Origin of the sequence: Sorangium sp. So ce327 (assembly GCF_051530205.1) — a bacterium.
GTDB classification, from domain to species: Bacteria; Myxococcota_A; Polyangia; order Polyangiales; family Polyangiaceae; genus Sorangium; species Sorangium cellulosum_B.
This window is the reverse complement of the sequence record NZ_CP150330.1, coordinates 8,132,651-8,158,116: the sequence shown is the minus strand read 5'-3', so window position 1 is coordinate 8,158,116 and position 25,466 is coordinate 8,132,651. Positions and strand designations below refer to the sequence as shown.

9 protein-coding genes are annotated in these 25,466 nt (G+C 71.3%); 1 reads left to right on the top strand and 8 read right to left on the bottom strand.

Going from position 1 to position 25,466, the window contains the following annotated elements:
* Positions 1-157: 157 nt before the first annotated feature.
* On the top strand, positions 158-2,401 hold the full coding sequence (locus WME95_RS30310; RefSeq protein WP_437902823.1) for a DUF3160 domain-containing protein: 2,244 nt from the start codon (positions 158-160) through the stop codon (positions 2,399-2,401).
* 190 nt (positions 2,402-2,591) lie between these two features.
* On the opposite strand, the gene WME95_RS30305 is transcribed toward WME95_RS30310, so the two are convergent.
* The 8 genes from WME95_RS30305 to WME95_RS30270 all read right to left on the bottom strand — a co-directional run bounded on the left by WME95_RS30305 (position 2,592) and on the right by WME95_RS30270 (position 25,391).
* Complete coding sequence (locus tag WME95_RS30305; RefSeq protein WP_437902822.1) at positions 2,592-2,948, bottom strand: hypothetical protein; 357 nt, start codon at positions 2,946-2,948, stop codon at positions 2,592-2,594.
* Between the two features lie 179 nt (positions 2,949-3,127).
* Positions 3,128-4,054 (bottom strand): hypothetical protein, encoded by a 927-nt coding sequence (locus WME95_RS30300; protein ID WP_437902821.1) that lies wholly within the window; start codon positions 4,052-4,054, stop codon positions 3,128-3,130.
* A gap of 150 nt (positions 4,055-4,204) precedes the next feature.
* Positions 4,205-5,059 carry a hypothetical protein gene (locus tag WME95_RS30295; RefSeq protein WP_437902820.1) on the bottom strand — a complete coding sequence of 285 codons (855 nt, stop codon included), beginning with the start codon at positions 5,057-5,059 and terminating at the stop codon, positions 4,205-4,207.
* Complete coding sequence (locus WME95_RS30290; protein WP_437902819.1) at positions 5,056-5,688, bottom strand: RNA polymerase sigma factor; 633 nt, start codon at positions 5,686-5,688, stop codon at positions 5,056-5,058. Before WME95_RS30290 ends, WME95_RS30295 begins: the two co-directional genes overlap by 4 nt.
* 40 nt (positions 5,689-5,728) lie before the next feature.
* Positions 5,729-6,793 carry a hypothetical protein gene (locus WME95_RS30285; protein ID WP_437902818.1) on the bottom strand — a complete coding sequence of 355 codons (1,065 nt, stop codon included), beginning with the start codon at positions 6,791-6,793 and terminating at the stop codon, positions 5,729-5,731.
* 93 nt (positions 6,794-6,886) lie between these two features.
* Positions 6,887-12,931 carry an AAA family ATPase gene (locus tag WME95_RS30280; protein ID WP_437902817.1) on the bottom strand — a complete coding sequence of 2,015 codons (6,045 nt, stop codon included), beginning with the start codon at positions 12,929-12,931 and terminating at the stop codon, positions 6,887-6,889.
* A gap of 147 nt (positions 12,932-13,078) precedes the next feature.
* Positions 13,079-19,126, bottom strand: coding sequence for an AAA family ATPase (locus WME95_RS30275; protein WP_437902816.1), 6,048 nt, complete (start codon positions 19,124-19,126; stop codon positions 13,079-13,081).
* Positions 19,127-19,340: 214 nt separating this feature from the next.
* Complete coding sequence (locus WME95_RS30270; RefSeq protein WP_437902815.1) at positions 19,341-25,391, bottom strand: AAA family ATPase; 6,051 nt, start codon at positions 25,389-25,391, stop codon at positions 19,341-19,343.
* Positions 25,392-25,466 lie beyond the last annotated feature (75 nt).

The following is a 25,466-nucleotide window of genomic DNA, read 5'->3' as shown; positions in this document are numbered from 1 at the left end:
TGAAGTCCCGCGAGGGGAGGCTCACGGCTCAGCCGGTCGCACGATCGTCCCCGGAGGCAGGACGACCCCCGCATCGCGCGCCATCGGCACCACCTTTGCTTGTGGAGTGGAGCCGTCGCGCCCCGGGCTCAGGGGCACGCTTTGAAAGGGGAGCACGATGCGCAACCTGCTTCTTCGCCTTCACGTCGTCCCGATCCTCGTCGCCCTCGCCGCCGGCTGTTCTGGCGAGGGGAGCCAGCCCCCGCCCGGCGCCGGCGGCACCCAGCTGCCGTCCACGGAGCCAGGGCCCGAGCAGCAGGCGGAGCTCACCGCGCTGCTCGCCGAGCGGGACGCCTCGGCGAGCATGAGCGCCGAGGATTTCGCCTCGCGGTACCCCGTCCCCTTCGCGTCGGGCCTGTCCTATGCGCCGGCGGACGCCGCGGGCCTCTCGCTCCTCCAGGGCACCGCGCTCGCCCTCGACGAGGACGAGCTCGCGAAGCTCTCCGCGAACGGCTTCGTCATCTCGAGCAAGAAGTCCTTCCCGACCTTCGTCTACGGCTACGAGAGCATCTACTCGCTCGACCTGCCGCTCTACGTGTCCGCGGACTCGGTCCTGTTCGCGGTCCACCGCTCGTACGACGCGATCCTGAAGGCGGTGGAGCTGGCCTCGCTCGCGCCCGAGCTCGGGACGATGCTGAAGCAGATGCGCGCGCGGCTCGCCTCGGGCGCCGGAGCGGAGCTCGGCGCCGAGGCGCGCGCGGACGCGGATCTCTTCACGGCCGTCGCGCTCGCGCTGCTCGACGGCGCGCCCGTCGCCCCCGTCGCGGGCGCCAGCGCGGCGGCGATCGACGCGCTCGTCGCGGGCGCGGAGGCCCACGACGGCATGGGGGAGGTCCGCCTCTTCGGCACGGACCGGCTCATGGACTTCTCGCAGTTCGAGCCCCGCGGCCACTACCTCGACGAGGAGCGCCCCGAGCTCGCGCGCTACTTCCGCAGCATGATGTGGCTCGGCCGCGTGGATTTCCGCTTCCTCGAGGCCCAGCAGGACGGCACCCAGCGCTTCCAGCGGCGCCACCTCGAGGGCGCGTACGTGCTGCGCGCCCTGGCCGACGCGGAGACGGTCGCCCGCTACAAGCGCATCGACGACGCGATCCAGGCCTTCGTCGGCGAGAGCGACTACATGACCCTGCCGGAGCTCGACGACCTGCTCGCCGACCTCGGCCTCAGCGACGCCGCCGGCCTCGCCGGCGTCCCGGACGCGCGGATCGCCGAGGTCATCGTGAAGGAGGGCCACGGCACGCAGCGGATCTCGAGCCACATCATGATCAACGGGCTCGGCAAGGGCACATTGCCCCTCTCGTCGAGCTTCGCGCTGCTCGGCCAGCGGTACGTCGTCGACTCGCACGTCTTCTCGAACGTGGTCTTCGACCGGGTGAAGGGCGGCGCCGTCAAGCGCATGATGCCGGACCCGCTCGACGTGGGCTTCGCCGCGCTCGGGAACGATCAGGCGGGCCAGCTGCTCGCGCCCGAGCTCGGGCGGTTCGACTACGCGCCCGACCTGCACATGATGCGCGTGCTGGTCGACGCGCACCCGGGGGACTTCTGGGGCAAGAACCTTTACAATCGCTGGCTCGGCGCGCTGCGGGAGCTGTCGCCGGCGCGGGCGATCGGCGACGGCGAGGGGCTGCCCGGCGTGGCGAAGACCGAGGCGTGGGGCCGGCGCCTGCTGAGCACCCAGCTCGCCTCGTGGGCCGAGCTCCGCCACGACACCCTGCTCTACGCCAAGCAGTCGTACACGGGCGGGGACACGTGCGAGTTCCCGGACGCGTACGTCGACCCGTACCCGGCGTTCTTCGCGCGCATCGCCGAGCTGGCCGAGCACGGCGCCGGGATCGTCGGCACGCTCGATCTATCGAGCGATCCGTGGCTCGAGAAGACGGTGCCGGCGTACTTCTCGCAGCTCCACGACGTCGCGCGGACGCTCGGCGAGATGGCCGCGAACGAGCGCGCCGGCCTGCCCCTCACCCAGGCGCACCTCGATTTCATCAACCAGGCCGTGCAGCTCGAGTATGAGGGTTGCGGCGGGCCCACGGGCGTCGAGGGGTGGTACAGGCAGCTCTTCTTCGACCAGATGAAGAGCCTGGAGCAGGATCCGACGATCGCCGACGTGCACACCCAGCCGACCGACGAGGGCGGCGCGCCGGTCGGCCGCGTGCTGCACGTGGGCACCGGCCTGCCGCGGCTCATGGTCGTGACGGCCGACCCCTGCGGCGGCGCGCCCCGCGCGTTCGTGGGGCTCGCCTCGTCGTACTTCGAGGCCGTCACCGAGGGCTTCGAGCGGATGGACGACCGGCAGTGGGCCGGCACGGTCCTGAGAACGACCCCCGACGTGCCCTGGATGACGGACCTCGTCTCCCGCTGATCCGCTGATCCGGCGGCGCAGCGCTCGGCGCTGGCCGTCCCGTGAACTCGTGCCGAATTGTGTCGACTTGCGCCGGACCGACGCTGCTGCGCGCCAGCGGGATCATGGTGACCGATCGATCCCGTCAGCCGCCGGAACACACCGCTGTCGAGGCGCTCGGGACCGCGGTGACACGCACCGGGGCAGCGCGTCAGCGCGGCTTCCAGGTGCCATTCGTCGCTTCGCAGAGCGGCTTGACGATATCGGCCGTGAGGAGCTCTGTTGCATAATGGTACGTCGTCATGGTCTCGCCGTCGCCGGTGAGGACGCAGGTGCCGAGCACGTCGTCGGTAGAGCATCGATCGACGAGCTCGGCCTCGAGGTTTGACCTGTCCGTGCACTCGCTTTCGTGCTTGTCCGGGTCGTCGGTCTCGAGCTCGGCGCAGCTACGGACCGTCACGCCGCCCGGGGTGCTACCGGTGAACTCGCAGGCCACCCAGCGCGCGGCCGGAGCCTCCCCGCCACATCCCACGATGAGCACGAACACGACGATGAGAACGTTGCGCATGGCCAATCCTCCTTGATGAGCGCTCGAAGGAGCGCGAAACGATGACAATCACTGCTGTGTCCCCGAGCTCCTCCAGAGGTCGACCCAGGAGACACGAGCGCGATGGCGGGGCGGGCAACGACAGGCCCTGCCGGTTCGACTCCTCGCTGTTCGCGTGTGGCTTCAGCCCGTCTGTGGCTCTAGAACTTGCCCGAGACCGTGAGACCCATGTTGCCGCCGGGTCCTGAAGGCGCGACCTGCAGGCCGGCCCTGCGCAGGTCCCGCTGGTAAGACTGCGCCGGATGTTCGGGATCGAACATGGCGGCGAGCGACCACACGGAGGCGAGGAGACCGGACGTCAAGCTCAACATCCGCCTCTCTGCTGGCAGATCGCCGTCCCACGCGGGCGCGGTAGCGGCGACCCCGCCGAGCGCGACCGGGAGGTAGATGGCCCAGCTCGGGATCGCAGGCGCGGTGGCCAGGAGATCCCGCTCGATGCTCGCGATCTGCGCGGCTGACAGCCGCGCGCGCCATTCGGGCGTCGCCACCAGCGCGTGGTCGGCGCGGAGGCGGGAAGCAGGAGTGTAGTGGGACAGCGCCAGGTTCAGCCCGGAGAGCAAGCCGGACACGTAATATCCCGACGACAGCGCGATCGGCGTCGCCCTCGCGAGGCCGCTGTCCGTGAAGAACGCGAGCCCGAGCCAGAAGCTGCCTTGTGAGAGCTGCGCGGCGGCCCCCAGCGTGTCGCGCCGGTACGCCTCCGGCGCGGCGAGCGCGGCGATGCCTCCCGCGAGCAACGTCGCGGAGCCGGCGGTCCAGGCGAGGAAGCGAGGCTCGGCCGGGGCCACGGTCAGGCTCAAGGCGAGGCTCGCCCCGCCGATACCGCTGAAGAGGACGGGCACCGCTTTCCCGGCGGAGTGCAGCCTGATCACGTCATGGAGGTGCGTCGCAAGGAGCGCGGCGCGCTCGCGCCGCTGGACGATGTCTTCCCGACGCTCGGTCTCGTCCCACGCCGGGGCGACCGCCTCCTGCGCCGCGGCGCTCCCCGGCAGCGAGAGGCGCGCCATCGCCGCTCCCACCAGGACCGCCTTCCGCGCGCGGCGCTTGCTCCATGACGACCAGACCATACGAGACCTCTCTGTTGAACACTCTTGCGCTGACAGCGCTCGAACCCTTCGACGAACCGGACACGACAGGCACGCTCTCCGGCGCCCTCGAAAGCACGTTTGCGCGGGCGGGCGAGCAGGCCGCGCGAGGCGCGCGTGCGCGCCGCTCGATCAAGGCTCCTTCGTCGCGCCGAGGAGTGCGCGCACGCCCGAGGCATGCGCGCTCGTCGGGCGCGAGGCGAGGAAGCGCTGGCCCAGCTCGGCCGCACGGGCCCGATCGCCGAGCCGGATCAGCGCCTCGATGCGGAGCACGGTGGCCTCCTCTCCCATCGCGCTCCGAGGAAACTTGCTGTCGTGGGCGTCGAGCGCCGCGAGGCACCCCGCCGCGTCGCCGGCGGCGAGCGCGTCGCGCGCGCGATCGATCATGGCGACCTGCTCGCCGAGCGCGTCGATGGCGGCCTGCTCGCCGAGCGCGTCGCTCGGCGCGCCGCGAGCGGATCCCGCGCGCGGCGCGGCGCTCTTCGGGCGCGGCGGGCTCGCGGCGGCGGCGGGCGCTTGGAGCGGCGGGGCGCTCGCCTGGAGCGGCGTTTGCGTCACGGGCCCGGAGGGAGGCGGCGCGGGCGCGACCGGCGCCGCGCTCGCCGCCGGCGGCTCGACGGCGGTGGGCGGCGTGAGCGTGGCCTGCGGCTCGCTCGACGGTGCCGCCGCGGAGGGAGGCGCCGACGGCCGGAGGAGCGCGACGCCCGCGCCGAGGAGGCCGACGCCGATCACCGCCCCGAGGCCCCACTTCGCGAGCGCCAGCAGCTTGCCGGCGCCCGCCTTCGGCGCGGGCGCGGCGGACGGAGCGGGCGCGGCGGTTGTCTCCCCTGTGGCCCCGCCCCCTGCGGCCCCGTCCGCGGCGAGCCCGGCGATGGCGAGCGCGCGCGCGCGCGCCGACGAGGACGGAGACTCCTGCTTCCACGAGCGGAGCAGCGCGCGCTCGAACTCGGTCGCCTCCTCGTCTCGAAGCGGCTTCGGATCGGTCATCGCTCGCCTCCCCGGTGCAGCGCCCTCGCCTGGACGCGCCTCGCGATCGCGCGAAAGTCCTCTCGCGCGCGGCGGAGGCGGGAAGCGACGGTGCCCTTCGCGAGGCCGAGCATCGCGGCGATCTCCTCGGTCGGGACGCCCTCGAGCTCGAAGAGGACGAAGACGACGCGGAGGTCCTCCTCCATCGCGTCGAGCACGTCGTCGAGCAGCGCCCGCGCCTGCTTCATCTCGATGAGCTGCTCCGGGTTCGGCGCGTCGTCGGCCGCGGCTGCCATCGCGCCGTCGTCGCAGAGCTCGCGCCGCCGCGCGCCGGCGCGGCGCGCGTTCGCCGCGACCCCCAGCGCCGTCCCGAAGAGGAAGGAGCGCTCGCGATCGGGCGCGATCTCGGCGAGCTTCTGGTAGGCGATCAGGAAGACGTGCTGCGCGGCGTCGTCGGCCGAGCCGGCGGGCACGCCGAGCCCGCGCAACGAGCGCCAGATGAAGTCGAAATGCGCCTCGACCAGCGCGCGGTAGCGCTCCGCGGAGGGCGACGGCGCGCGCTGCACGGCGCGCTCCGCGGGCGCCGTCCTGGCCGCGTCGCGCACCACCTCCGCGCGGGCAGGATGTCGGGATCGAGTCGCGCTGATCATCGTCTCCTGCCGCTGCTATGTTCGGAGGCGAGCCCCGGGATCACGGAATCGTCAACCCGAGCCCGAGCGCCGCGACGCTCTCGATCGGCGGCGGGCGGGCGCCGGCGTCGGCGCCGTCGGGGAAGAAGCCGTCGCGCAGCAGCGGCACGCGTACCCCGGCGTCGGCGTCGAGCACGAACGGGCCCCAGAGCGGCAGCCGCGCGCGCACCGGCAGGCCGAGCGCCAGCCATCCGCGCGTCACGCTGCGCGCGGGGGCGACGCCTCGGCGGCTCGCCGAGACGAGGCCGCCCTCGACGCGCGCGCAGGGGGAAAGGCGCAGGACGCCGAGCGACGCGCCGAGCGGGCACGCGTCGACGGCGAGGGCCGCCCGCAGAAACGATGCAGACCCACCCGCCACGGGGACGTCGGAGGACACCTCGAGGTCCGCGTCGAAGCGCGCCGGGCCGACGCCGCGGGTCGTGATAGCGAGGGGAGGCTCCGCGGAGATGCGCGCGCCGAAGGAGGGGAGGCCGATCATCTGGCCGACGAGGAGCTGCGCGCCGAGCACCAGGTGCGTCGTGGCGTCGGGCTCCGGCGCCGGCGGCCGCGCCCGCGCGTTACCGGCCGGCGGGGCGCCAGCGGGCGGGGCGCTGGCAGGCGGGGCGCCAGCGGGCGGCGCACCGACCGGCGGAGGCGGCGCGGCGACGGCGCTCGGGGACGCGGAAACCGCGGGTGTGGCGGCCGTCACGGGGGCGTCCCCGGCCTGGGTATCGACGGCGAGCGCGGTCACGACCGCGAGCGCGGCGACGACATCGTCGCAGGTATCCCCCGCGACATCGCGCTCGGACGCCGTCCCGTCGGCCGCGCGGACGCCGAGGCGCCCGATGAAGCGGCGATCGCGCTGCTCGATGATCACGACGTACGCGCTCGCTGCGTCCGTCTCCGCGATGTTCCGCCGGAGGCGCGCGCCGACGCGCGCACGAAACTCCGCCTCTGCCGGGCATCCAGCCTCCGCGCGGTACTCGATACGCAAGGGCGCCGCGGTCGGATGGGCGTGCGCGACCGCGCTGCCGCCGAGCGCCGCGGAGATCACGAAGAGCGGCGCTGCCGAGGAGCGTGACCTCACCGTGGGGCCACTGTGGCGTCCGGGAGCCCGGAGCGCCACTCCTGGCGTCCCAACTTCTCGCTGTTTGCGTGCGGCTTCAACCCGCTTGTCGCTCTAGGCCTGCGGGAGCAGGTCCCCTCGGCCGTCCGCCGCCGTCTCCGACTCCGCCTCGGCCGGGTGCAAAGGGAGCTCGATGATGAACGTGGCGCCCGCGCCCGGCTTGCTCTCGACGCGGATGGTGCCGCCGTGGGAGGTGACGATCCACCGCACGATGTAGAGGCCGAGTCCTAAACCACCGAAGTTGCGTACGGAGACGGCGCGCTCGAAGCGCTCGAAGATCCTGGCCTGATCGGCCTCGGCGATGCCCATGCCGTGATCGCGGACCATGAGCAGCGCGCGGCCTTCCATGCCGCGCACGACGACGTGAATGGGGGCCCCCGCGCCGTACTTGATCGCGTTCGACAGCAGGTTGATGAGGACCTGCTCCACGCGCGTCGCATCCCAGCTGCCCACCACGGGGCCGTCCAGATCGAGCTCGGTGCGGCAGCGGGCGTCGGTGAGCTGCTGGTGCATCCGCTCGACGACCTCGCGCGCCAGGGCCGCCAGGTCGAAGGGGGCGCGCGCGAGGGTGAGCCGGCCGGCGTTCAGGCGGGTGACGTCGAGCAGCTCATTGATCAGGTGGGCAAGGCGCCCGATCTGGCGGCTCAGGACCTGGATCGCGGCGTCGATGCGCTCCGGGGCGACCTCGGCGCGCTGCAAGCGAGGCAGGAGCCGGGCGAGGAGGTGAGCCTGCATCTTGAGCGAGGTGAGCGGGGTCTTGAGCTCGTGCGAGGCGACGAGGAGGAACTCGTCGCGGCGCTCGATCGCCACCTGGGCCTCGGCGAACAGGCGGCTGTTGTCGAGGGCGAGCGCGGCGCGGCTCGCCAGCTCCTGGGCCAGCCAGAGGTCGGCGGGGCCGTAGCGGCGCCGTGGCGCGGTCGCCAGCAGGGTCATGACGCCGAAGCGCCGGTCGCGCGCGAGGAGCGGGACGCGGAGGAAGGAGTGAACGCCGAGCCGCTCGAGAAGCGGCGCAGCGCGGACGTCACCCACCTCGGGGCGCTCCGGCGAGGTCGCCGCGAGGGGCCGCAGCGCGTCCATCACAGCGTCTGCCAGCTCGGCCGGTACGCCCGCGGTGACCGTCCGCCTCGGGGCGTTCTGGGCGAGGTCGATTTCGATGACGCACCGGTCGGCCAGCTCGGGCACGGCGAGCTGCGCGACGCTCTCGAGGGTGGCGCCGTAGCCGAGGGCCATGAGCTTGCGGCTCGCCTCGGCGAGGAAACGCTCGGCGAGCTCGGCGCGCTTGCGCTCGGTGATGTCGGTGGAGATGCCGCACAGCACGCCGGGCATGACGTCCTCCCCGAGAGGGAACTTGAGCGAGAGGAAGGTGTGCGGCCCGTCCTCCATCATCACCTCCTCCTCGAACTCGAGCGGCTCGCCCGAGTCGAGCACCCGCCGGTCGTTGTCCGCGATGATCTCGAGGTTCGTGGAAGGGAAGAGCTCGGCGCTCGTCTTCCCGACGATCTGCTCGGTCGGCATGCCCAGGAGGCGGCCCACCTCGCGGTTGACGAGCAGGTGCCGGCCGTCGCGATCCTTGAGATAGATGGTCGCAGCGGAGTTGTCGACGATGGCCTGAAGCGTGGCCTGGCTTCCGCGGAGCTCGCGCTCGGCCCGGCGCCGCTCGGCGTTCTCCTGCTCGATATCGGTGTAGAGCATGGCGTTCTCGAGCGAGATGGCCGACTGCGAGGCGAGCAGCTCGAGCACGGTGAGCCGCCCCGGGGTGAACGCGCCGGCCACCAGCTTGTTCTCCAGATAGAGCACGCCGAGCAGCCGCGCCTGGCGCACGATCGGGAGGCACAGCACCGATCTCGGCCGCTTCCGGGTGAAATACGCGTCCTCCGAGAACGGGTGTCTGGCGGCGGCGTCGTCGAGCAGCACGCGCTCGTGGCTGCGGCGAACATAGTTGAGGATGGACTGCGGCAGCGCGTCCGCCGCCGCCTCGCCCGCGTCGAGCAGCCGCGCGGCGCCTCCGGACGCGGCGATCGCCGCCGCCGTCGACAGGCGATCTTCCCGGAGCAGGAGCACGTACCCCTCCCCGGCGCCCGCGTGCTCGACCACGATGCGCAGGAGCATCTCGAGCAGGCGCGGGAGCTTGAGCTCACCGGAGATGCTCTGAGAGGCCTTGACGACGGAGAGGACGTCGAACTGCTCGGCGCGGACGGCGAAGGTGACGGTGGGGGCGATTGGCTTTCGCTCGACGAGGAAGGGATACCGCTGGTCGAGCTGCTCGACCTTGGCGTGGGCGCCCCAGCGGAAGTAGGCGGCGCGGGCCTTCTGCAGGTAAGCGTCGGCGGGCGTGGACAGGCCGCGATCGCGGTACAGCCGGGCGGCGAGCTCGCAGGCGATGGCCTCGTGCTGGACGAAGCCGCCCTCGCGCGCTGCCGAGATGGCCTGCTCGTAGAGCCCGATGGCCTCCAGGTGCTGCCCGCGGAGCCGGGCGATCTCCGCGCGGACCAGAGCGTGTTTGTGGAGGAAGTTGTCGGGGCCGCTCGCGGCCCACTCGCCGAGCTGCCGCTCGCAGTCGAGCAGCCCGTCCGGGAGCTCCGGCCGGGGTGACGGCGCCGCGGCGCGGTCCTGGTCGTCGTCGACGAGCGCGGCCAGCGCGAGCGCGCGATAATAGAAGCACTCGGCATACAGCGCACACGCATCGAGCTTCCAGTCGTAGTCGACGACCACACGGGTCGTCGCCGCGAGCGTCTCCCGGGGAGAGCCGAGGAGGAACGTCGCCTGCGCCTTCATGCTGAAGTGGAAGCAGCCGGGGACGACCCCGCCCTCCCGGCCGAGCCGCGCCTCGAAGGCCGCCTGATCCAGCTGGGCGCCATCCAGCATCGCGTAATGGACCGGCCGCCCGCGCAGCGTCTGGATGAGGTGCCGGGCGCCGAGGAGGATGTCATAGACGAACGCGTAGCCGGCCTTGCGCACGAAGGCGAGGCGGTCCTCGGTCAGGTGGAGGGCGTCCTCCAGCGGCTCGCCGGAGAGCAGCGGGAACATCGCCGCCCAGATGCAATTGTAACATGCGTTGTTCCAGTCGCCGCCCTCCACCGCGGCGTTGAAGCCGCGGCGAGCATAGTGACCGCTCTCCCGGTAGTGGCGTGTCCAGAAGACGATCTGCTGCCCGAACAGGGTGAACACCGCGCCCTTCGTGGCGAGGGCGTGGCCCCTGTCCGCGAGGTCGTAGCCGAGCTTTCCGAACTTGTAGGCTTCGCGGTATCGCCCGAACCGCGGGCCGAACATCCGCGCGAAGGCGGTGTACGCCTGGGCGGAGCTCTCGGCGTTGCCGTGGCGCAGGCTGAGCTTGACCATGCGCACGAGGAGCAGATAGTGCAGCTTCACGTCCACGAAATAGGCAGGGATGTTCACGCCCATCAGGACGCGCATCGCCACCTTGATCTCGGGGTGGTCCATGGGGGGCAGGTTGACCAGATCCTCGATCGCCCGGCCGCCCAGAGCCTGCCGGACGCTCTCGGTCTCTTCTTCGACCTGCGCGTCGGTAACGGGGAGCGACAGCTCGATGTCCCAGGCGCGAAGGCACGAGAGCCCGAGCTCCACGGCGCGGGCGCACTGCCCGCGGGTCACGTGCAAGGCGATGGCGAGCTCGACGACCGCGGCGCGCTCGATCTTGGTCCTCGCGCGCTCCATGAGCTCGTCGAGGAGCCGCTCGGCCTCCTCGAAGCTGCCGGTGGCGTAGGCGGCGTGCGCGCGCTCGAGGCTCAGGGGATAGGCCAGATCGTACCGAGTCTCCCAGCGCTCGCGGGGATCTTGCGCGAGGAGGCCCATGCCCGCCGCGAAGAGCGCGGCGGCGGACTGGTAGGCGGCAGCGGCCTTGGCCTTCCTGCCGGCGCGGAGGTTGAGGGCGGCGAGCTCGTCGCGCTCGGCCTGGGAACGGAGGAGCGCGGCGCCGCGGTTGAGGTGGCCGACGACATCGAAGAGCGTCTCATCGGGCTCCTCCGCGCGCCGTGCCTTCAAGAGCAGCCGGCCGATCCCGAGGTGCATCTCGGCGAGCTGTCCAGGCGGGATGAGCGAAGTTGCGGCCTGCTGCACCCGGTCGTGGAGGAAGCGATAGGCGCTGTCCCGGCGGAGCAGCAGCCCCTCCCGCACGGCCTCCTCGAGCGCCTCGCGGAGCGCGTCCGCCGGCCTTCGCGCGACCACCGCGAGGGTGTCGAGGTCCACGCTGCCGCCGAGGCAGGCGGCGAGCTTGAGCGCGTCGCGCGTCGGGACCGAGAGCCGCTCCAGCTTGCCGGCCATCAGCTCGACGACGTTGTCGGTGAAGCCCTTGTCGCGGATGGCGGCGATGTCCCACCGCCATGCGCCCTCATCCGCGTCAAAGGTGATGAGCCCCTCTTCGTGCAGGGCGATGAGGAACTGGAGCACGAAGAAGGGGTTGCCGCCGGTCTTCTCGTAAACCAGCCGTGAGAGCGGCTCGACGTGCGCTTCGGGCGCATGGACCGCCTCGGCGACGAGCGCCCCGGCGTGGGCGGCGGAGAGCGGCTCGAGGACGATGTCACCGACGGTTGCGCCGCGCTTTGGGACCTCGGCGAGCGTGAGGCGGAGCGGGTGCGCGGGGCCGACCTCGTTGTCGCGATAGGCGCCGATCAGCAGCAGGTGCGCGTCGCCGGCGAGGGTAGCGAGCTGCTCGAGCAAGAGGAGGCTACCGGGGTCGGCCCATTGCAGGTCGTCGAGGAAGAGGGCGACGGGGTGCTCCTTCCGTGCGCAGGCGGCGACGAAGCGCTGGAGCGTGGCGAGCAACCGGCTCTGGGCCTCGGCGGGCGGGAGCTCGGGCACGGGCGGCTGCGGGCCGAGGAGCCGCTCGATCTCCGGGAGCATGTCGGTGAGCAGCCTGCCGTTCTGGCCGAGGGCCTCGCGGAGGCGCTCTCGCCAGCGCTCGACCTGCTGCTCGCTCGCGCCAAGGATCTCCTGCACGAGGCCCCGGAAGGCCTGAAGGAAGGCGCGGTAGGGGACGTCGCGCTTGAGCTGATCGAACTTGCCGGAGAGGAAGGAGCCGCGCTCGCGCACGACGGGCCGGTGCAGCTCGGCGACGAGCGAGGACTTGCCGATCCCCGAATAGCCCGAGACGAGAAGGAGCTCTGGCCGGCCGTTCGCGACCACGCGCTCGAACGCGGCGCGCAGCGCCTCGATCTCGCGCTCGCGGCCATAGAGCCGCTGCGGGACCTGGAATCGGTCGGAGACGTCGCGTAGTCCGAGCGGGAAGGGGTCGATGGCGCCGCGCTGGCGCAGCTGGGAAAAGCACGTGTCGAGGTCGTGGCGCAGGCCGAGGGCGCTCTGGTAGCGCTCCTCGGCGGCCTTGGAGAGCAGCTTGAGGACGACGGCGGAGAGCTGGGGTGGGATCGAGGGGACGAGCGCGTGAGGCGGCCGCGGCGCCTGGGCGATGTGGCAATAGACCCACTCGACGGGATCGCTGGCCTGGAAGGGGAGGGTGCCAGTCAGCATCTCGTAGAAGGTGACGCCGAGGGAGTACAGGTCGGTCCGCTCGTCGACCCAGCGGTTCATGCGGCCGGTCTGCTCCGGCGCCATGTAGGCGAGCGTGCCCTCGATGAGCCCGTCGTGCGTGAGCTCCTGGGCCTCGCGTGGCGAGAGGGAGGCAATGCCGAGATCGGTGATCTTCACCTCGCCGGTGTCGGGGTTGTAGAGCAGGTTCTGAGGCTTGATGTCCTTGTGGATGACGTGCCGCCGGTGCATCTCGGCGAGCGCGGCGGCGAGGCGGAGGGCGAGGGGGAAGAAGCGCTCGATCGACATCGGGAGCATCGGCCCGTCGCCATCGAGCAACCGGTCGAGCGACCGGCCGCCGAAGTCCTCGAGGACCAGGGTCATCTGGTCGCGGAACGGCTCGATGCCGTAGGCCTGGACGACGACGGGCGACTTCAGTGCCCTGGCGACCTCGAGCTCGTGCTGGAGCCTGCCGAGGGCGCGGGGGCTGGCGTGGTCACGCCGCAGGACCTTGAGCACCACCGGTCGGCCGTCCTCCTCGCGCCGCGCGCGGTAGAGGATCGTGTCCGCACCTTGGTGCAGCACCTCCAGCACGCGGTAACGTGGACTATCGAGCATAGGAGGATCTTTGAAAGCCGGGGCGCCGGCGGCGTGTTGCCGTTCAACCCGGTACACTGCCAAAAGCGCCGCGCCTCGTCACGAGCAAACGGCGGCGCGTCAGTCCCGGCTGAGGCAGCAGTCGGGGTGTGAGCACACAGCGCGCTCCTACGCTTCCGGGAGCAGGGCGCCCTGGCTGTCCGTCTCTGCCTCTGCCGTATTCAAAGGCAGCTCGACGATGAAGGCAGCGCCCGCGCCTGGCGCGCTCTCGACGCGGATGGTGCCGCCGTGGGAGGTGACGATCCATCGAACGATGTAGAGGCCGAGGCCGAGGCCGCCGAAGTTGCGGACGGAGACGGCGCGCTCGAAGCGCTCGAAGATCCTGGCCTGATCGGCCTCCGTGATGCCGATGCCGTGATCGCGGACGACGAGCAGCGCGCGGCGTTCCAGGCCGCGCACGACGACGTGAATGGGGGCGCCCGCGCCGTACTTCATCGCGTTGGACAGGAGGTTGATGACGACTTGCTCCACGCGAGAAGCATCCCAGTTGCCCACCACGGGCTCGTCCAGATCGAGCTGGATGCGGCAGCGGGCGTCCGCGAACTGCTGCCTCATTCGCTCGACAGCCTCACGCGTCAGGGCGGCCAGATCGACGGGCGCGCGCGCGAGGGTGAGCCGGCCGGCGTTGAGGCGGGTGACGTCGAGCAGCTCGTTGACCAGGTGGGCGAGGCGCGTGATCTGGCGGCTCAGGACCTGGAGCGCGGCGTCGATGCGCTCGGGAGCGACCTCGGCGCGCGCGAAGCGGGGCAGGAGCCGGGCGAGGAGGTGGGCCTGCATCGTGAGCGAGGTGAGCGGGGTCTTGAGCTCGTGCGATGCGACGAGGAGGAACTCGTTGCGCCGCTCGATCGCCTCCTGGGCCTCGGCGAACAGGCGGCTGTTGTCGAGGGCGAGCGCCGCACGGAGCCCGAGCTCCTCGGCGACCCACAGGTCGGCGGGGCCGTAGCGGCGCCGTGGCGCGGCTGCCAGCAGGGTCATGACGCCGAAGCGCCGGTCGCGCGCGAGGAGCGGGACGCGGAGGAAGGAGTGAACGCCGAGCGGCTCGAGGAGGGGCGCGGCGCGGACGTCGCCCACCTCGGGGCGGTCCGGCGAGGTCGCTGCCAGCGCCCGCAGCGCGTCCACCATGGCGCCCGCGAGCTCGGCCGGCACGCCCGCGGTGACCGCCCGCCCCGGGGCGTCCTGGGCGAGGTCCACGTCGATGACGCACCGGTCGGCCAGCTCGGGCACGGCGAGCTGCGCGACGCTCTCGAGGGTGGCGCCGTAGCCGAGGGCCATGAGCTTGCGGCTCGCCTCGGCGAGGAAGCGCTCGGCGAGCTCGGCGCGCTTGCGCTCGGTGATGTCGGTGCAGATGCCGCAGAGCACGCCGGGCATGACGTCATCCCCGAGAGGGAACTTGAGCGACAGGAAGGTGTGCGGCCCGTCCTCCATCATCACCTCTTCCTCGAACTCGAGCGGCTCGCCCGAGTCGAGCACTCGCCGATCGTGATCGCCGATGATCTCGGCGAGCGCAGCAGGCAAGATCTCGGCGTCGGTCTTTCCGAGGAGCCGATGGCTCGGCCGGCCGGCGACGTTGCTGCCCTGGCGGTTGACGAGCAGATACCGACCCTCGTGATCCTTGAGGAAGATGGCCGCGGCGGAGTTGTCGACGATGGCCTGCAGCGTGGCCTGGCTCTCGCGGAGCTCGCGCTCCGCCCGGCGCCGCTCGGCGTTCTCCTGCTCGATGTCGGTGTAGAGCATGGCGTTCTCGAGCGAGATGGCCGACTGCGAGGCGAGCAGCTCGAGCACGGTGAGCCGCCCTGAGGTGAACGCGCCGGTGACGAGGTTGTTCTCGAGGTAGAGCAGGCCGAGCAGCCGCGTTTGCCGCACGATCGGGAGGCACAGCACCGATCGCGGCCGCTTCCGGGTGAAATACGCGTCTTCCGAGAACGGGTGTCTGGCGGAGGCGTCGTCGAGCAGCACGCGCTCATGGCTGCGGCGCACGTAGTTGAGGATGGATTGCGGCAGGGCGGCCGAAGGCGCCTCGCCCGCGTCGCGCATCCGGACCGCGCCCCCCGGCGCTTCGATCGCCGCGCTGGAGAGGCGCTCACCCCGGACCAGGAGGACGCACCCCTGCTCGGCGCCTGCGTGCTCGACCATCGTGCGCAGGAGCATCTCGAGCAGGCGGGGGAGCTGGAGCTCACCGGAGATGCTCTGAGAGGCCTTGACGACGGAGAGGACGTCGAACTGCTCGGCGCGGACGGCGAAGGTGACGGTGGGGGCGATTGGCTTTCGCTCGACGAGGAAGGGATACCGCTGGTCGAGCTGCTCGACCTTGGCGTGGGCGCCCCAGCGGAAGTAGGCGGCGCGGGCCTTCTGCAGGTAAGCGTCGGCGGGCGTGGACAGGCCGCGATCGCGGTACAGCCGGGCGGCGAGCTCGCAGGCGATGGCCTCGTGCTGGACGAAGCCGCCCTCGCGCGCCGAGGAGATGGCCTGCTCGTAGAGCCCCATGGCCTCCACGTCCTGCCCGCGGAGCCGGGCGATCTCGGCGCGGACCAGGGCGTGTTTGTGGAGGAAGTTGTCGGGGCCGCTCCTGGCCCACGCGCCGAGCTGCCGCTCGCACTCGAGCAGCTGCTCGGGGAGCTCCCGCCCCGGGGAACCCCGCTCCGCGTGCGGCGCGTGCGGTACGTGCGGTGCGTCGACGTCGACGAGCGCCGCGAGCGAGAGCGCGAGGACATAGAAGCTCTCGGCCATGAGCGCGTGCGGCTGGTTCCAGAAGGGTTGCTCGGCGACGACGCGGGTCGCCGCCTCGAGCGCCTCCCTTGGCGCGCCGAGCACGAAGAGCGCTTGCGCCTTCAAGCTATAATAGAACTCGCGCGTGGTCTCCAGCGCTCCCTCCCGCAGCCGCGCCTCGAAGGCCGGACGATCCAGCTCGGAGCCGTCGAGCATCGCGAAGCGGACCGGCCGCCCGCGCAGCGCCTGGATCGTGGCGCGGGCGCTGAGGAGGGCGCCGTGCGCGAACGCGAAGCCCGCGCTGCGCACGAAGCCGAGGCGCTCGTCGACCTCGCGGAGCACGTCCTCGAGCGCCTCGCCGGAGAGCAGGTGGAACAGCGCGTCCCATACGCAGTTGAAGCACGCCATGCTCATCGCGCCGGACTCGACCGCGGCGCCGAAGCCGGCGCGCCCGTACGGAGTCGTCTCTCGGTAGTGGCGTGTCCAGAAGACGACATGGTGTCCGAAGGTGGTGAACACCATCGATTTCGTGGTGAGGCGGCCGCTCCGCTGCGCCAGGTCGTGGCCGAGCTTGCCGAACCGATAGGCCTCCTGGTATCGCCCGAACCTCGGGCCGAACATCCTCGCGAACGACGTGTACGCGACAGCGGAGCTCTCGGCGTTGCCGTGGCGCAGGCTGAGCTGGACCATGCGCAGGAAGATGAGAAAGTACAGGTTCGGGGTCATGAAGGACGCCGCGATGCCCGCGCCCTCCAGCACACCCATCGTCAGCTTGACCTCCCGGTCGGTCATGGGGGGCAGATGGATCAGGTCCTCGATCGCCCGGTCGCCCAGGGCCTGCCAGACGCTCTTCGTCTCCTCTTCGATCTGCGCGTCGGTGGGGAGGCGAGGAAGATCGATGTCGCAGGTGCGGAGCCACGAGAGCCCGATCTCCACGGCGCGGGCGGATTGTCCGCGGATCATGCGGAGCGTGACGATGAGCTCGACGGCGGCGGCCGTCTCGGTCCTGGTCCTCGCGCGCTCCAGGAGCTCTTGCAGGAGCCGCTCGGCCTCGTCGAAGCCGCCGGTGATGTACGCGGCGTGCGCGCGCTCGAGCGTCAGATCGTAGGTCAGCGCGTGCTGCGTTTCCCAGGAGGCCAGCGCGAGCACGGAGAGGCCCGCGGAGAAGAGCGCGGCGGCGGACTGGAAAGCCGCGGCGGCCTTGGCCTTCCTGCCGGCGCGGAGGTTCAGCGCGGCGAGCTCGTCGCGCTCGGCCTGAGAACGGAGGAGCGCTGCGCCGCGGTTGAGGTGGCCCACGACGTCGAAGAGCGCGTCCTCGCGCTCTCCGGCGTGCTGCTCCTTCAAGAGCAGCTGGCCGATCCGGAGGTGCACCTCGGCGAGCTGCTCTGCCGGGATGAGCGAATACGCGGCCTGCTGCACGCGGTCGTGGAGGAAGCGATAACCAGAGCCCCGGCGGAGCAGCAGCCCCTCCCGCGCGGCCTCCTCGAGCGCCTCGCGGAGCTGCTCCGCCGGACGGCCCGCGACCACCGCGAGGGGTGCGAGGTCGAGGATGCTGCCGACGCACGCGGCGAGCTTGAGCGCGTCGTGCGCAGGGGCCGAGAGCCGGTTCAGCTTGCCGGCCATCAGCTCGACGACATTGTCGGTGAAGCCCTTGTCGTGGATGGCGGCGATATCCCAGCGCCATACGCGCTGCTCGGCGTCGAAGATGATGAGCCTCTCGTCGTGCAGGGCGATGAGGAACTGGAGGGCGAAGAAGGGGTTGCCGCCGGTCTTCTCGTGGACGAGCTGCGAGAGCGGCTCGACCTCTGCTTCGGGCGCATGGACCGCCTCGGCGACGAGCGCCCCGACGTGGGCGGCGGAGAGCGGCGTGAGGACGAGCTCGGACACGGCGGCGCCGCGCTGCTGCACCTCGGCCAGCGTGAGCCGGAGCGGGTGCGCGGGGCCGACCTCGTTGTCGCGATAGGCGCCGATCAGCAGCAGGTGCTCGGAGCCGGAATAGGTGGCGAGCTGCTCGAGCAAGAGGAGGCTGGCCGCGTCGGCCCATTGCAGGTCGTCGAGGAAGAGGGCGACGGGGTGCTCCTTCCGGGCGCACGCGGCGACGAAGCGCTGGAGCGCGGCGAGCAGCCGGCTCTGGGCCTCGGCGGGCGGGAGCTCGGGCACGGGCGGCTGCGGGCCGAGGAGGAGCGTGAGCTCGGGGAGCACGTCGGTCAGCAGACCGCCGTCCTGGCCGAGGGCCTCACGGAGGCGCTCTCGCCAGCGCTCGAGCTGCTCCTCGCTCGCGCCAAGGAGCTCCCGCAAGAGCGCCCGGAACGCCTGGAGAAAGGCGTGGTAGGGGACGTCGCGCTTGAATTGCTCGAACTTGCCGGAGAGGAAGGAGCCGCGCTCGCGCACGACGGGCCTGTGCAGCTCGGCGACGAGCGAGGACTTGCCGATCCCCGAATAGCCCGAGACGAGAACGACCTCTGGCCGGCCGTTCGCGACCACGCGCTCGAACACGGCGAGCAGCGCCTCGATCTCGCGCTCGCGGCCATAGAGCCGCTGCGGGACCTGGAACCGGTCGGAGAGATCGCGCTGTCCGAGCGGGAAGTGCTGAATGGATCCGCCCGCCTGCCACCGTGAGAAGCACGCGTCGAGGTCGTGGCGCAGGCCGAGGGCGCTCTGGTAACGCTCCTCGGCGGCCTTGGAGAGCAGCTTGAGGACGACGGCGGAGAGCTGGGGTGGGATCGAGGGGACGAGCGCGTGAGGCGGCCGCGGGGTCTGGGCGATGTGGCAATAGACCCACTCGACGGGATCGCTGGCCTGGAAGGGCAGGGCGCCAGTCAGCATCTCGTAGAAGGTGACGCCGAGGGAGTACAGGTCGGTCCGCTCGTCGACGCGGCGGTTCATGCGGCCGGTCTGCTCCGGCGCCATGTAGGCGAGCGTGCCCTCGATGAGCCCGTCGTGCGCGAGCTCCTGGGCCTCGCGTGGCGAGAGGGAGGCGATGCCGAGATCGGTGATCTTCACCTCGCCGGTGTCGGGGTTGTAGAGCAGGTTCTGGGGCTTGATGTCCTTGTGGATGACGTGATGTCGGTGGAGTTCGGCGAGCGCGGCGGCGAGTCGGAGGGCGAGAGGGAAGAAGCGCTCGATCGACATCGGGCACATCGGGCGCATCGGCCCGTCGCCATCGAGCAACCGGTCGAGCGAGCGGCCGCCGAAGTCCTCGAGGACCAGGGTCATCTGGTCGCGGAACGGCTCGATGCCGTGGGCCTTGATGACGACGGGTGAATCGAGCGTCTTGGCGACCTCGAGCTCGTGCTGGAGCCTGCCGGAGGCGCGGGGGCTCGCGTGGTCGCGCCGCAGGGCCTTGAGCACCACCGGCCGGCCGTCCTCCTCGCGCCGCGCGCGGTAAAGGACGGTATCTGCACCTTGGTGCAGCACCTCCAGCACGCGGTAGCGCGGACTATCGGGCATAGGAAGAGCTTTGAAAACCGAGGCGCCAGCGGCGCGTTGCGGCTCAACTCGCTACACTGCCAAAAGCGGTGCGCCTCGTCACGAGCAAACGGAGCCGCGTTCTCGCGCCGGTTCGCCTGCGGCGACGCCGTCGTCCATGCACGGCGATAGCGGGGACGGAAAAGGAGCTGCTGAGGCGCAGTCGGGTAGCGAGCACGCAGCGCGGAGCGCGCGCCTACGCCTGCGGGAGCAGGGTATCCTGGCCGAGCGTCTCTGTCTGCGCCGCATGCAAAGGCAGCTCGACGACGAACGTGGCGCCCGCGCCCGGCTTGCTCTCGACGCGGATGGCGCCGCCATGGGAGGTGACGATCCACCGCACGATGTAGAGGCCGAGTCCGAGACCGCCGAAGTTGCGGACGGAGACGGCGCGCTCGAAGCGCTCGAAGATCCTGGCCTGATCGGCCTCCGCGATGCCCATGCCGTGATCGCGGACGACGAGCCGCGCGCGGTCGCCCTCGCCGCGCACGACGACGTGAACGGGGGCGCCTGCGCCGTACTTGATCGCGTTGGAGAGCAGGTTGATGAGGACCTGCTCCATCCGAGAAGCATCCCAGTCCCCGACCACGGGCCCTTCCAGATCGAGCTCGGCGCGGCAGCGCGCGCTCGCGAGCTGCTGTCTCATCCGCTCGACGACCTCGCGCGTCAGGGCCGCCAGATCGAACGGCGCGCGCGAGAGGGTCAGCTGGCCGGCGTTCAGTCGAGTGACGTCGAGCAGCTCATTGACCAGGTGGGCGAGGCGCGCGATCTGTCGGCTCAGGACCTGGAGCGCGGCGTCGATGCGCTCCGGCGAGATCTCCGCGCGCCGGTAGCGGGGCAACAGCCGCTCGAGCAGGTGCGCCTGCATCTTGAGCGAGGTGAGCGGGGTCTTGAGCTCGTGCGAGGCGACGAGGAGGAACTCGTTCCGGCGCTCGATCGCCTGCTGGGCCTCGGCGAACAGGCGGCTGTTGTCGAGGGCGAGCGCCGCACGGAACCCGAGCTCCCCGGCGAGCCGCAGGTCGGAAGCGCCATAGCGGGGTCGGGGCGCGGTCCCCAGCAACGTCATGACCCCGAAGCGCCGGTCGCGCGCGAGGAGCGGGACGCGGAGGAAGGAGTGAACGCCGAGCCGCTCGAGCAGAGGCGCGGCGCGGACATCGCCCACCTCGGGGTGGTCCGGCGAGGCGGCTGCCAGGGGCCGCAGCGCGTCCATCACCGCGCCTGCGACGTCGTCCGGCACGCCCGCGGTGACCGCCGTGACCGCGTGTCCCGGGTCGCCGCCAGCGACGCCCACGTCGATGACGCACTGATCGGCCAGCTCGGGCACGGCGAGCCGCGCGACGCTGTCGAGCGTGGCGCCGTAGCCGAGGGCCATGAGCTTGCGGCTCGCGTCGGCGAGGAAGCGCTCGGCCACCTCGGCGCGCTTGCGCTCGGTGATGTCGGTGGAGATGCCGCAGAGCGCGCCGGGCATGACCTCATCCCCGAGAGGGAACTTGAGCGAGAGGAAGGTGTGCAGCCCGTCCTCCAGCGGCAGCTCCTCCTCCCACTCCATCGGCGCGCCCGCCTCGCGCACCTTCCTGTCGTGGTCGTTCAGGGGCTCCGCGACCGGAGAGCGCAAGAGCTCGGCGAGCGTCTTTCCGACGATCGCCTCGATCGGCATGCGCATGATGGCGCCCACGTGCCGGTTGGCGAGCAGGAGCCGGCCTTCGTGATCCTTGACGTAAATGGCCGTGGCCGAGTTGTCGACGATGGCCCGCAGGGTCGCCTGGTTGGTCTTCAGCGCCTGTTCTGCCCGCCGCCGCTCGGTGTTCTCCCGCTCGACCTCGGCATACAGCATGGCGTTCTCGAGCGAGATGGCCGATTGCGACGCGAGCAGCTCGAGCACGCTGAGCCGCCCGGGGGTGAACGCCCCGGTGATGAGCCTGTTCTCCAGGTAGAGCAGGCCGAGCAGCCGGGCCCGATGCACGATCGGGAGGCACAGCACCGATCGCGGCCGCTTGCGCGCGAAATACGCGTCCTCCGAGAACGGGTGTCTGGCGGAGGCGTCGGCGAGCAGCACGCGCTCGTGGCTCCGCCAAACGTAATTGAGGATGGACTGCGGCAGCTCGGTGCTCGCCGCCTCGCCCGCGTCGAGCAGCCGAGCCGCGCCGCCGGCCGCGGCGATCGCCGCCGCGGCCGACACGCGATCTTGCCGGACCAGGAGCACATAGCCCTCCTCGGCGCCCGCGTGTTCGACCACGATGCGCAAGAGCGTCTCGAGGAGGCGCGGGAGCTTGAGCTCTCCGGAGATGCTCTGAGAGGCCTTGACGACGGAGAGGACGTCGAACTGCTCGGCCCGGACGGCGAACGTGACGGTGGGCGCGATCGGCTTGCGCGGGGCGAGGTGGGGATAGCGCTGGTCGAGCTGATCCACCTTGGCGTGGGCCCCCCAGCGAAAATAGGCGGCGCGCGCCTTCTCCAGGTAAGCGCCTTCGGGCGTGGCGAGGCCGCGCGCGTGGTAGAACTGGGCTGCGAGCTCGCAGGCGATGGCCTCGTGCTGGACGAAGCCGCCCTCTTGCGCCGACGCGATGGCCTGCTCGTACAGCCGGATGGCCTCCGGCTCGTGCCCCCGGAGCCGGGCGATCTCGGCGCGGACCAGCGTGTGTTTGTGGAGGAAGTTGTCGGGGCCGTTCCTGGCCCACTCGCCGAGCCGCCGCTCGCAGTCGAGCAGCTGCTCGGGGACCTCACGCGGGGAATCCCGCTCCGCGTGCGGTGCGTGCGGTACGTGCGGCACGTCGACCAGCGCCGCGATCGCGAGCCCGGAATAATAGAAGTTCTCGACGACGAGGGCGGTCGGCACGACCCCGTGTCCGTGCTCGATCATCGCGCGGGCCGCCGTCTCGATCGCCTCTCCGGGAGAGCCCAGCACGAAGAGCGCCTGGGCCTTCATCTGATGATAGAAGCTTTGGACGTTCTGCAGCTCCCCCTCGCCGAGCCGCGCCTCGAAGGCCGGCGGATCCAGCTCGGATCCATCGAGCATCGAGAAGCGGACCGGCCTCCCTCGCAGCGTCTGGACGATGCCGTGCGCGCCGAGGAGGACGCCATGGGCGAACGGGTGACCGGCGCTGCGCACGAAGGCGAGGCGCTCCTCGACCTCGTGAAGCACGTCCTCCAGCGGATCGCCGGAGAGCAGCCGGAACAGCGCGTCCCACATGCGGTTGAAGCACGCGTGGTTCAGATCGCCTGACTCGACCGCGGCGCTGAAGCCGGCGCGCGAGTACGGGGTCGTCTCCCGGTAGTGGCGTGTCCAGAAGACGACATGCTGTCCGAAGATCGTGAACGCCATCGATTTCGTCGTGAGGAGGCCGCTCCTCTCCGCGAGGTCGCAGCCGAGCTTGCCGAAGCGATAGGCCTCCTGGTATCGCCCAAGCTTCGGGCCGAGCACCCTCGCGAAGGAGGTGTAGGCGTGAGAGGAGCTCTCGGCGTTGCCGTGGCGCAGGCTGAGCTGGACCATGCGCAGGACGATGAGAAAGGGGAGGCTCGGGTTCACGAAGGCCGCGGGGATGCCAGCGCCCAGCAGCACGCTCATCGTGGCCTTGATCTCCGGGTGCGTCATGGGGGGCAGGTGGATCAGGTCCTCGATCGCCCGGTCGCCCAGGGCCTGCCAGACGCTCTTCGTCTCCTCTTCGAGCTGTGCCTCGGTGGGGAGGAAGGGAAGATCGATGTCGTGGGTGCGGAGCCACGCGAGCCCGATCTCCGCCGCGCGCGCGTAGTGCCCGCGGGTGACCTTCAGCGTGATGACGAGCTCGACGACGGCGGCCGTCTCGCCCCTGGTCCTCGCGCGATCCTCGAGCTCTTCGAGCATCCGCTCGGCGTCGTCGATGGCGCCGGTGATGTAGGCGACGTGCGCGCGCTCGAAGGTGAGGCCATAGGTCAGCTCGTGCTGCGTCTCCCAGGAGTCCGGCGAGAGCAAGGAGAGGCCCGCGGCGAAGAGCGCGGCGGCGGACAGGAAGGCCGCCGCGGCCTTGGCCTTCCTGCCGGCGCGGAGGTTCAGCGCGGCCACCTCGTCCCGCTCGGCCCGGGAACGGAGGAGCGCGGCGCCGCGGTTGAGGTGGCCGACGGCGTCGAAGAGCGCCTCGTCGCCCTCCTCCGGGCGCCCCTCCCGGCAGAGGAGCTGGCCAATCCGGAGATGCACCTCGGCCAGCTGCTCTGGCGGGATGAGCGAGGTTGCGGCTTGCTGCACCCGGTCGTGGAGAAATCGATAGCCGTTTCCCTGGCGGAGGATCAGCCCCTCCCGGACGGCCTCCTCGAGCGCGTCGCGGAGCTCCGCCGGGCTGCGGTGCGCTAGCCGCGCCAGGGTGTCGAGGTCGAGGGTGCTGCCGAGGCACGCGGCGAGCTTGAGCGCGTCGCGCGTCGGGACCGAGAGCCGGTTCAGCTTGCCCGCCATCAGCTCGACGACGTTGTCGGTGAACCCTTTGTCTCGGATCGCGGCGATATCCCACCGCCACATGCGCCGCTCTGCGTCGACGGCGATGAGCCCCTCTTCGTGCAGGGCCATGAGGAACTGGAGAACGAAGAACGGGTTGCCGCCGGTCTTCTGGTGGACGAGCTGCGAGAGCGGCTCGACCTCTGCTTCGGGCGCGTGGACCGCCTCGGCGACGAGCGCCCCGACGTGGGCGGCGGAGAGCGGCTCGAGGACGATGTCGCCGACGGCGGCGCCGCGCTTTCGGACCTCGGCCAGCGTGAGCCGGAGCGGGTGCGCTGGGCCTACTTCATTGTCCCGGTAGGCGCCGATCAGCAGGAGGTGCGCGCCACCGGCATGGGTGGCGAGGTGCTCGAGCAGGAGGAGGCTGGCCGCGTCGGCCCACTGGAGATCATCGAGGAAGAGCGCCATGGGGTGCTCCTTCCGGGCGCACGCGGCGACGAAGCGCTGGAGCGCCGCGTGCAGCCGGCTCTGGGCCTCGGTGGGCGGGAGCTCGGGCACGGGGGGCTGCGGGCCGAGGAGCCGCTCGATCTCGGGGAGCACGTCGGCGAGCAGCCTGCCGTCCTGGTCGAGGGCCTCCCGGAGGCGCTCTCTCCAGCGCTCGACCTGCTCCTCGCTCGCGCCGAGGATCTCCTGAAACAGCGCCCGGAACGCCTGAAGGAAAGCACGGTAGGGGACATCCCTCGCGGTCTGATCGAACTTGCCGCAGAGGAAGAAGCCGCGCTCGCGAACGACGGGCCTGTGCAGCTCGGCGACGAGCGACGACTTGCCGATACCCGAGTACCCGCACACGAGCACGAGCTCGGGCCGACCCTGCGCCACCACCCGCTCGAACGCGGCGAGCAGCGCCAGGGCCTCGCGCTCGCGGCCGTAGAGCCGCTGCGGGACGCGGAACCGGTCCGAGAGATCGCGCTCACCGAGCGCGAAGGGCTGAATGTCCCCGCTCGCCCGCCACCTCGCGAGGCACGCGTCGAGGTCGTGGCGCAGGCCGAGGGCGCTCTGGTAGCGCTCCTCGGCGGCCTTGGAGAGCAGCTTGAGCACGACCTCGGAAAGGACCGGTGGAATCGAGGGGACGAGCGCGTGGGGCGGGACCGGGCTCTGCGCGATATGGCAATAGACCCACGCGACGGGATCGCTGGCCTGGAAGGGCAGGGTGCCAGTCAGCATCTCGTAGAAGGTGACGCCGAGGGAGTACAGGTCGGTCCGCTCGTCGATCCAGCGGTTCATCCGGCCCGTTTGCTCCGGCGCCATGTAGGCCAGCGTCCCCTCGATGAGGCTGTTGTGGACGGGGTCCTGGGATTCGCGGGGGGAGAGGGAGGCGATGCCGAGATCGGTGATCTTCACCTCGCCGGTGTCGGGGTTGTAGAGCAGGTTCTGGGGCTTGATGTCCTTGTGGATGACGTGCCGCCTGTGGAGCTCGGCGAGCGCGGCGGTGAGGCGGAGGGCGAGGGGGAGGAAGCGCTCGATCGACATCGGGCGCATCGGGCGCGTCGGCCCGTCGCCATCGAGCAGCCGATCGAGCGAGCGGCCGCCGAAATCCTCCAGGACCAGCGCGGCCTGGTCGCCGAGCGATTCCATCGCGTAGGGCCTGACGATGACCGCCGTATCGAGCGCTCTGGCGACCTCGTGCTCGTGCTGGAGCCTGCCGAGGGCGTGAGGGCTCGCGTGGTCGCGCCGCAGCACCTTGAGCACCACCGGTCGGCCGTCCTCCTCGCGCCGCGCGCGGTAGAGGATGGTATCCGCACCTTGGTGCAGCACCTCCAGCACGCGGTAACGTGGACTATGGGGCATAGGAGGATCTTTGAACGCCGGACGTCACGGACGGATGCGGCGTGCTGCGGTTCAATTCGGTACACTGCCAAAAGC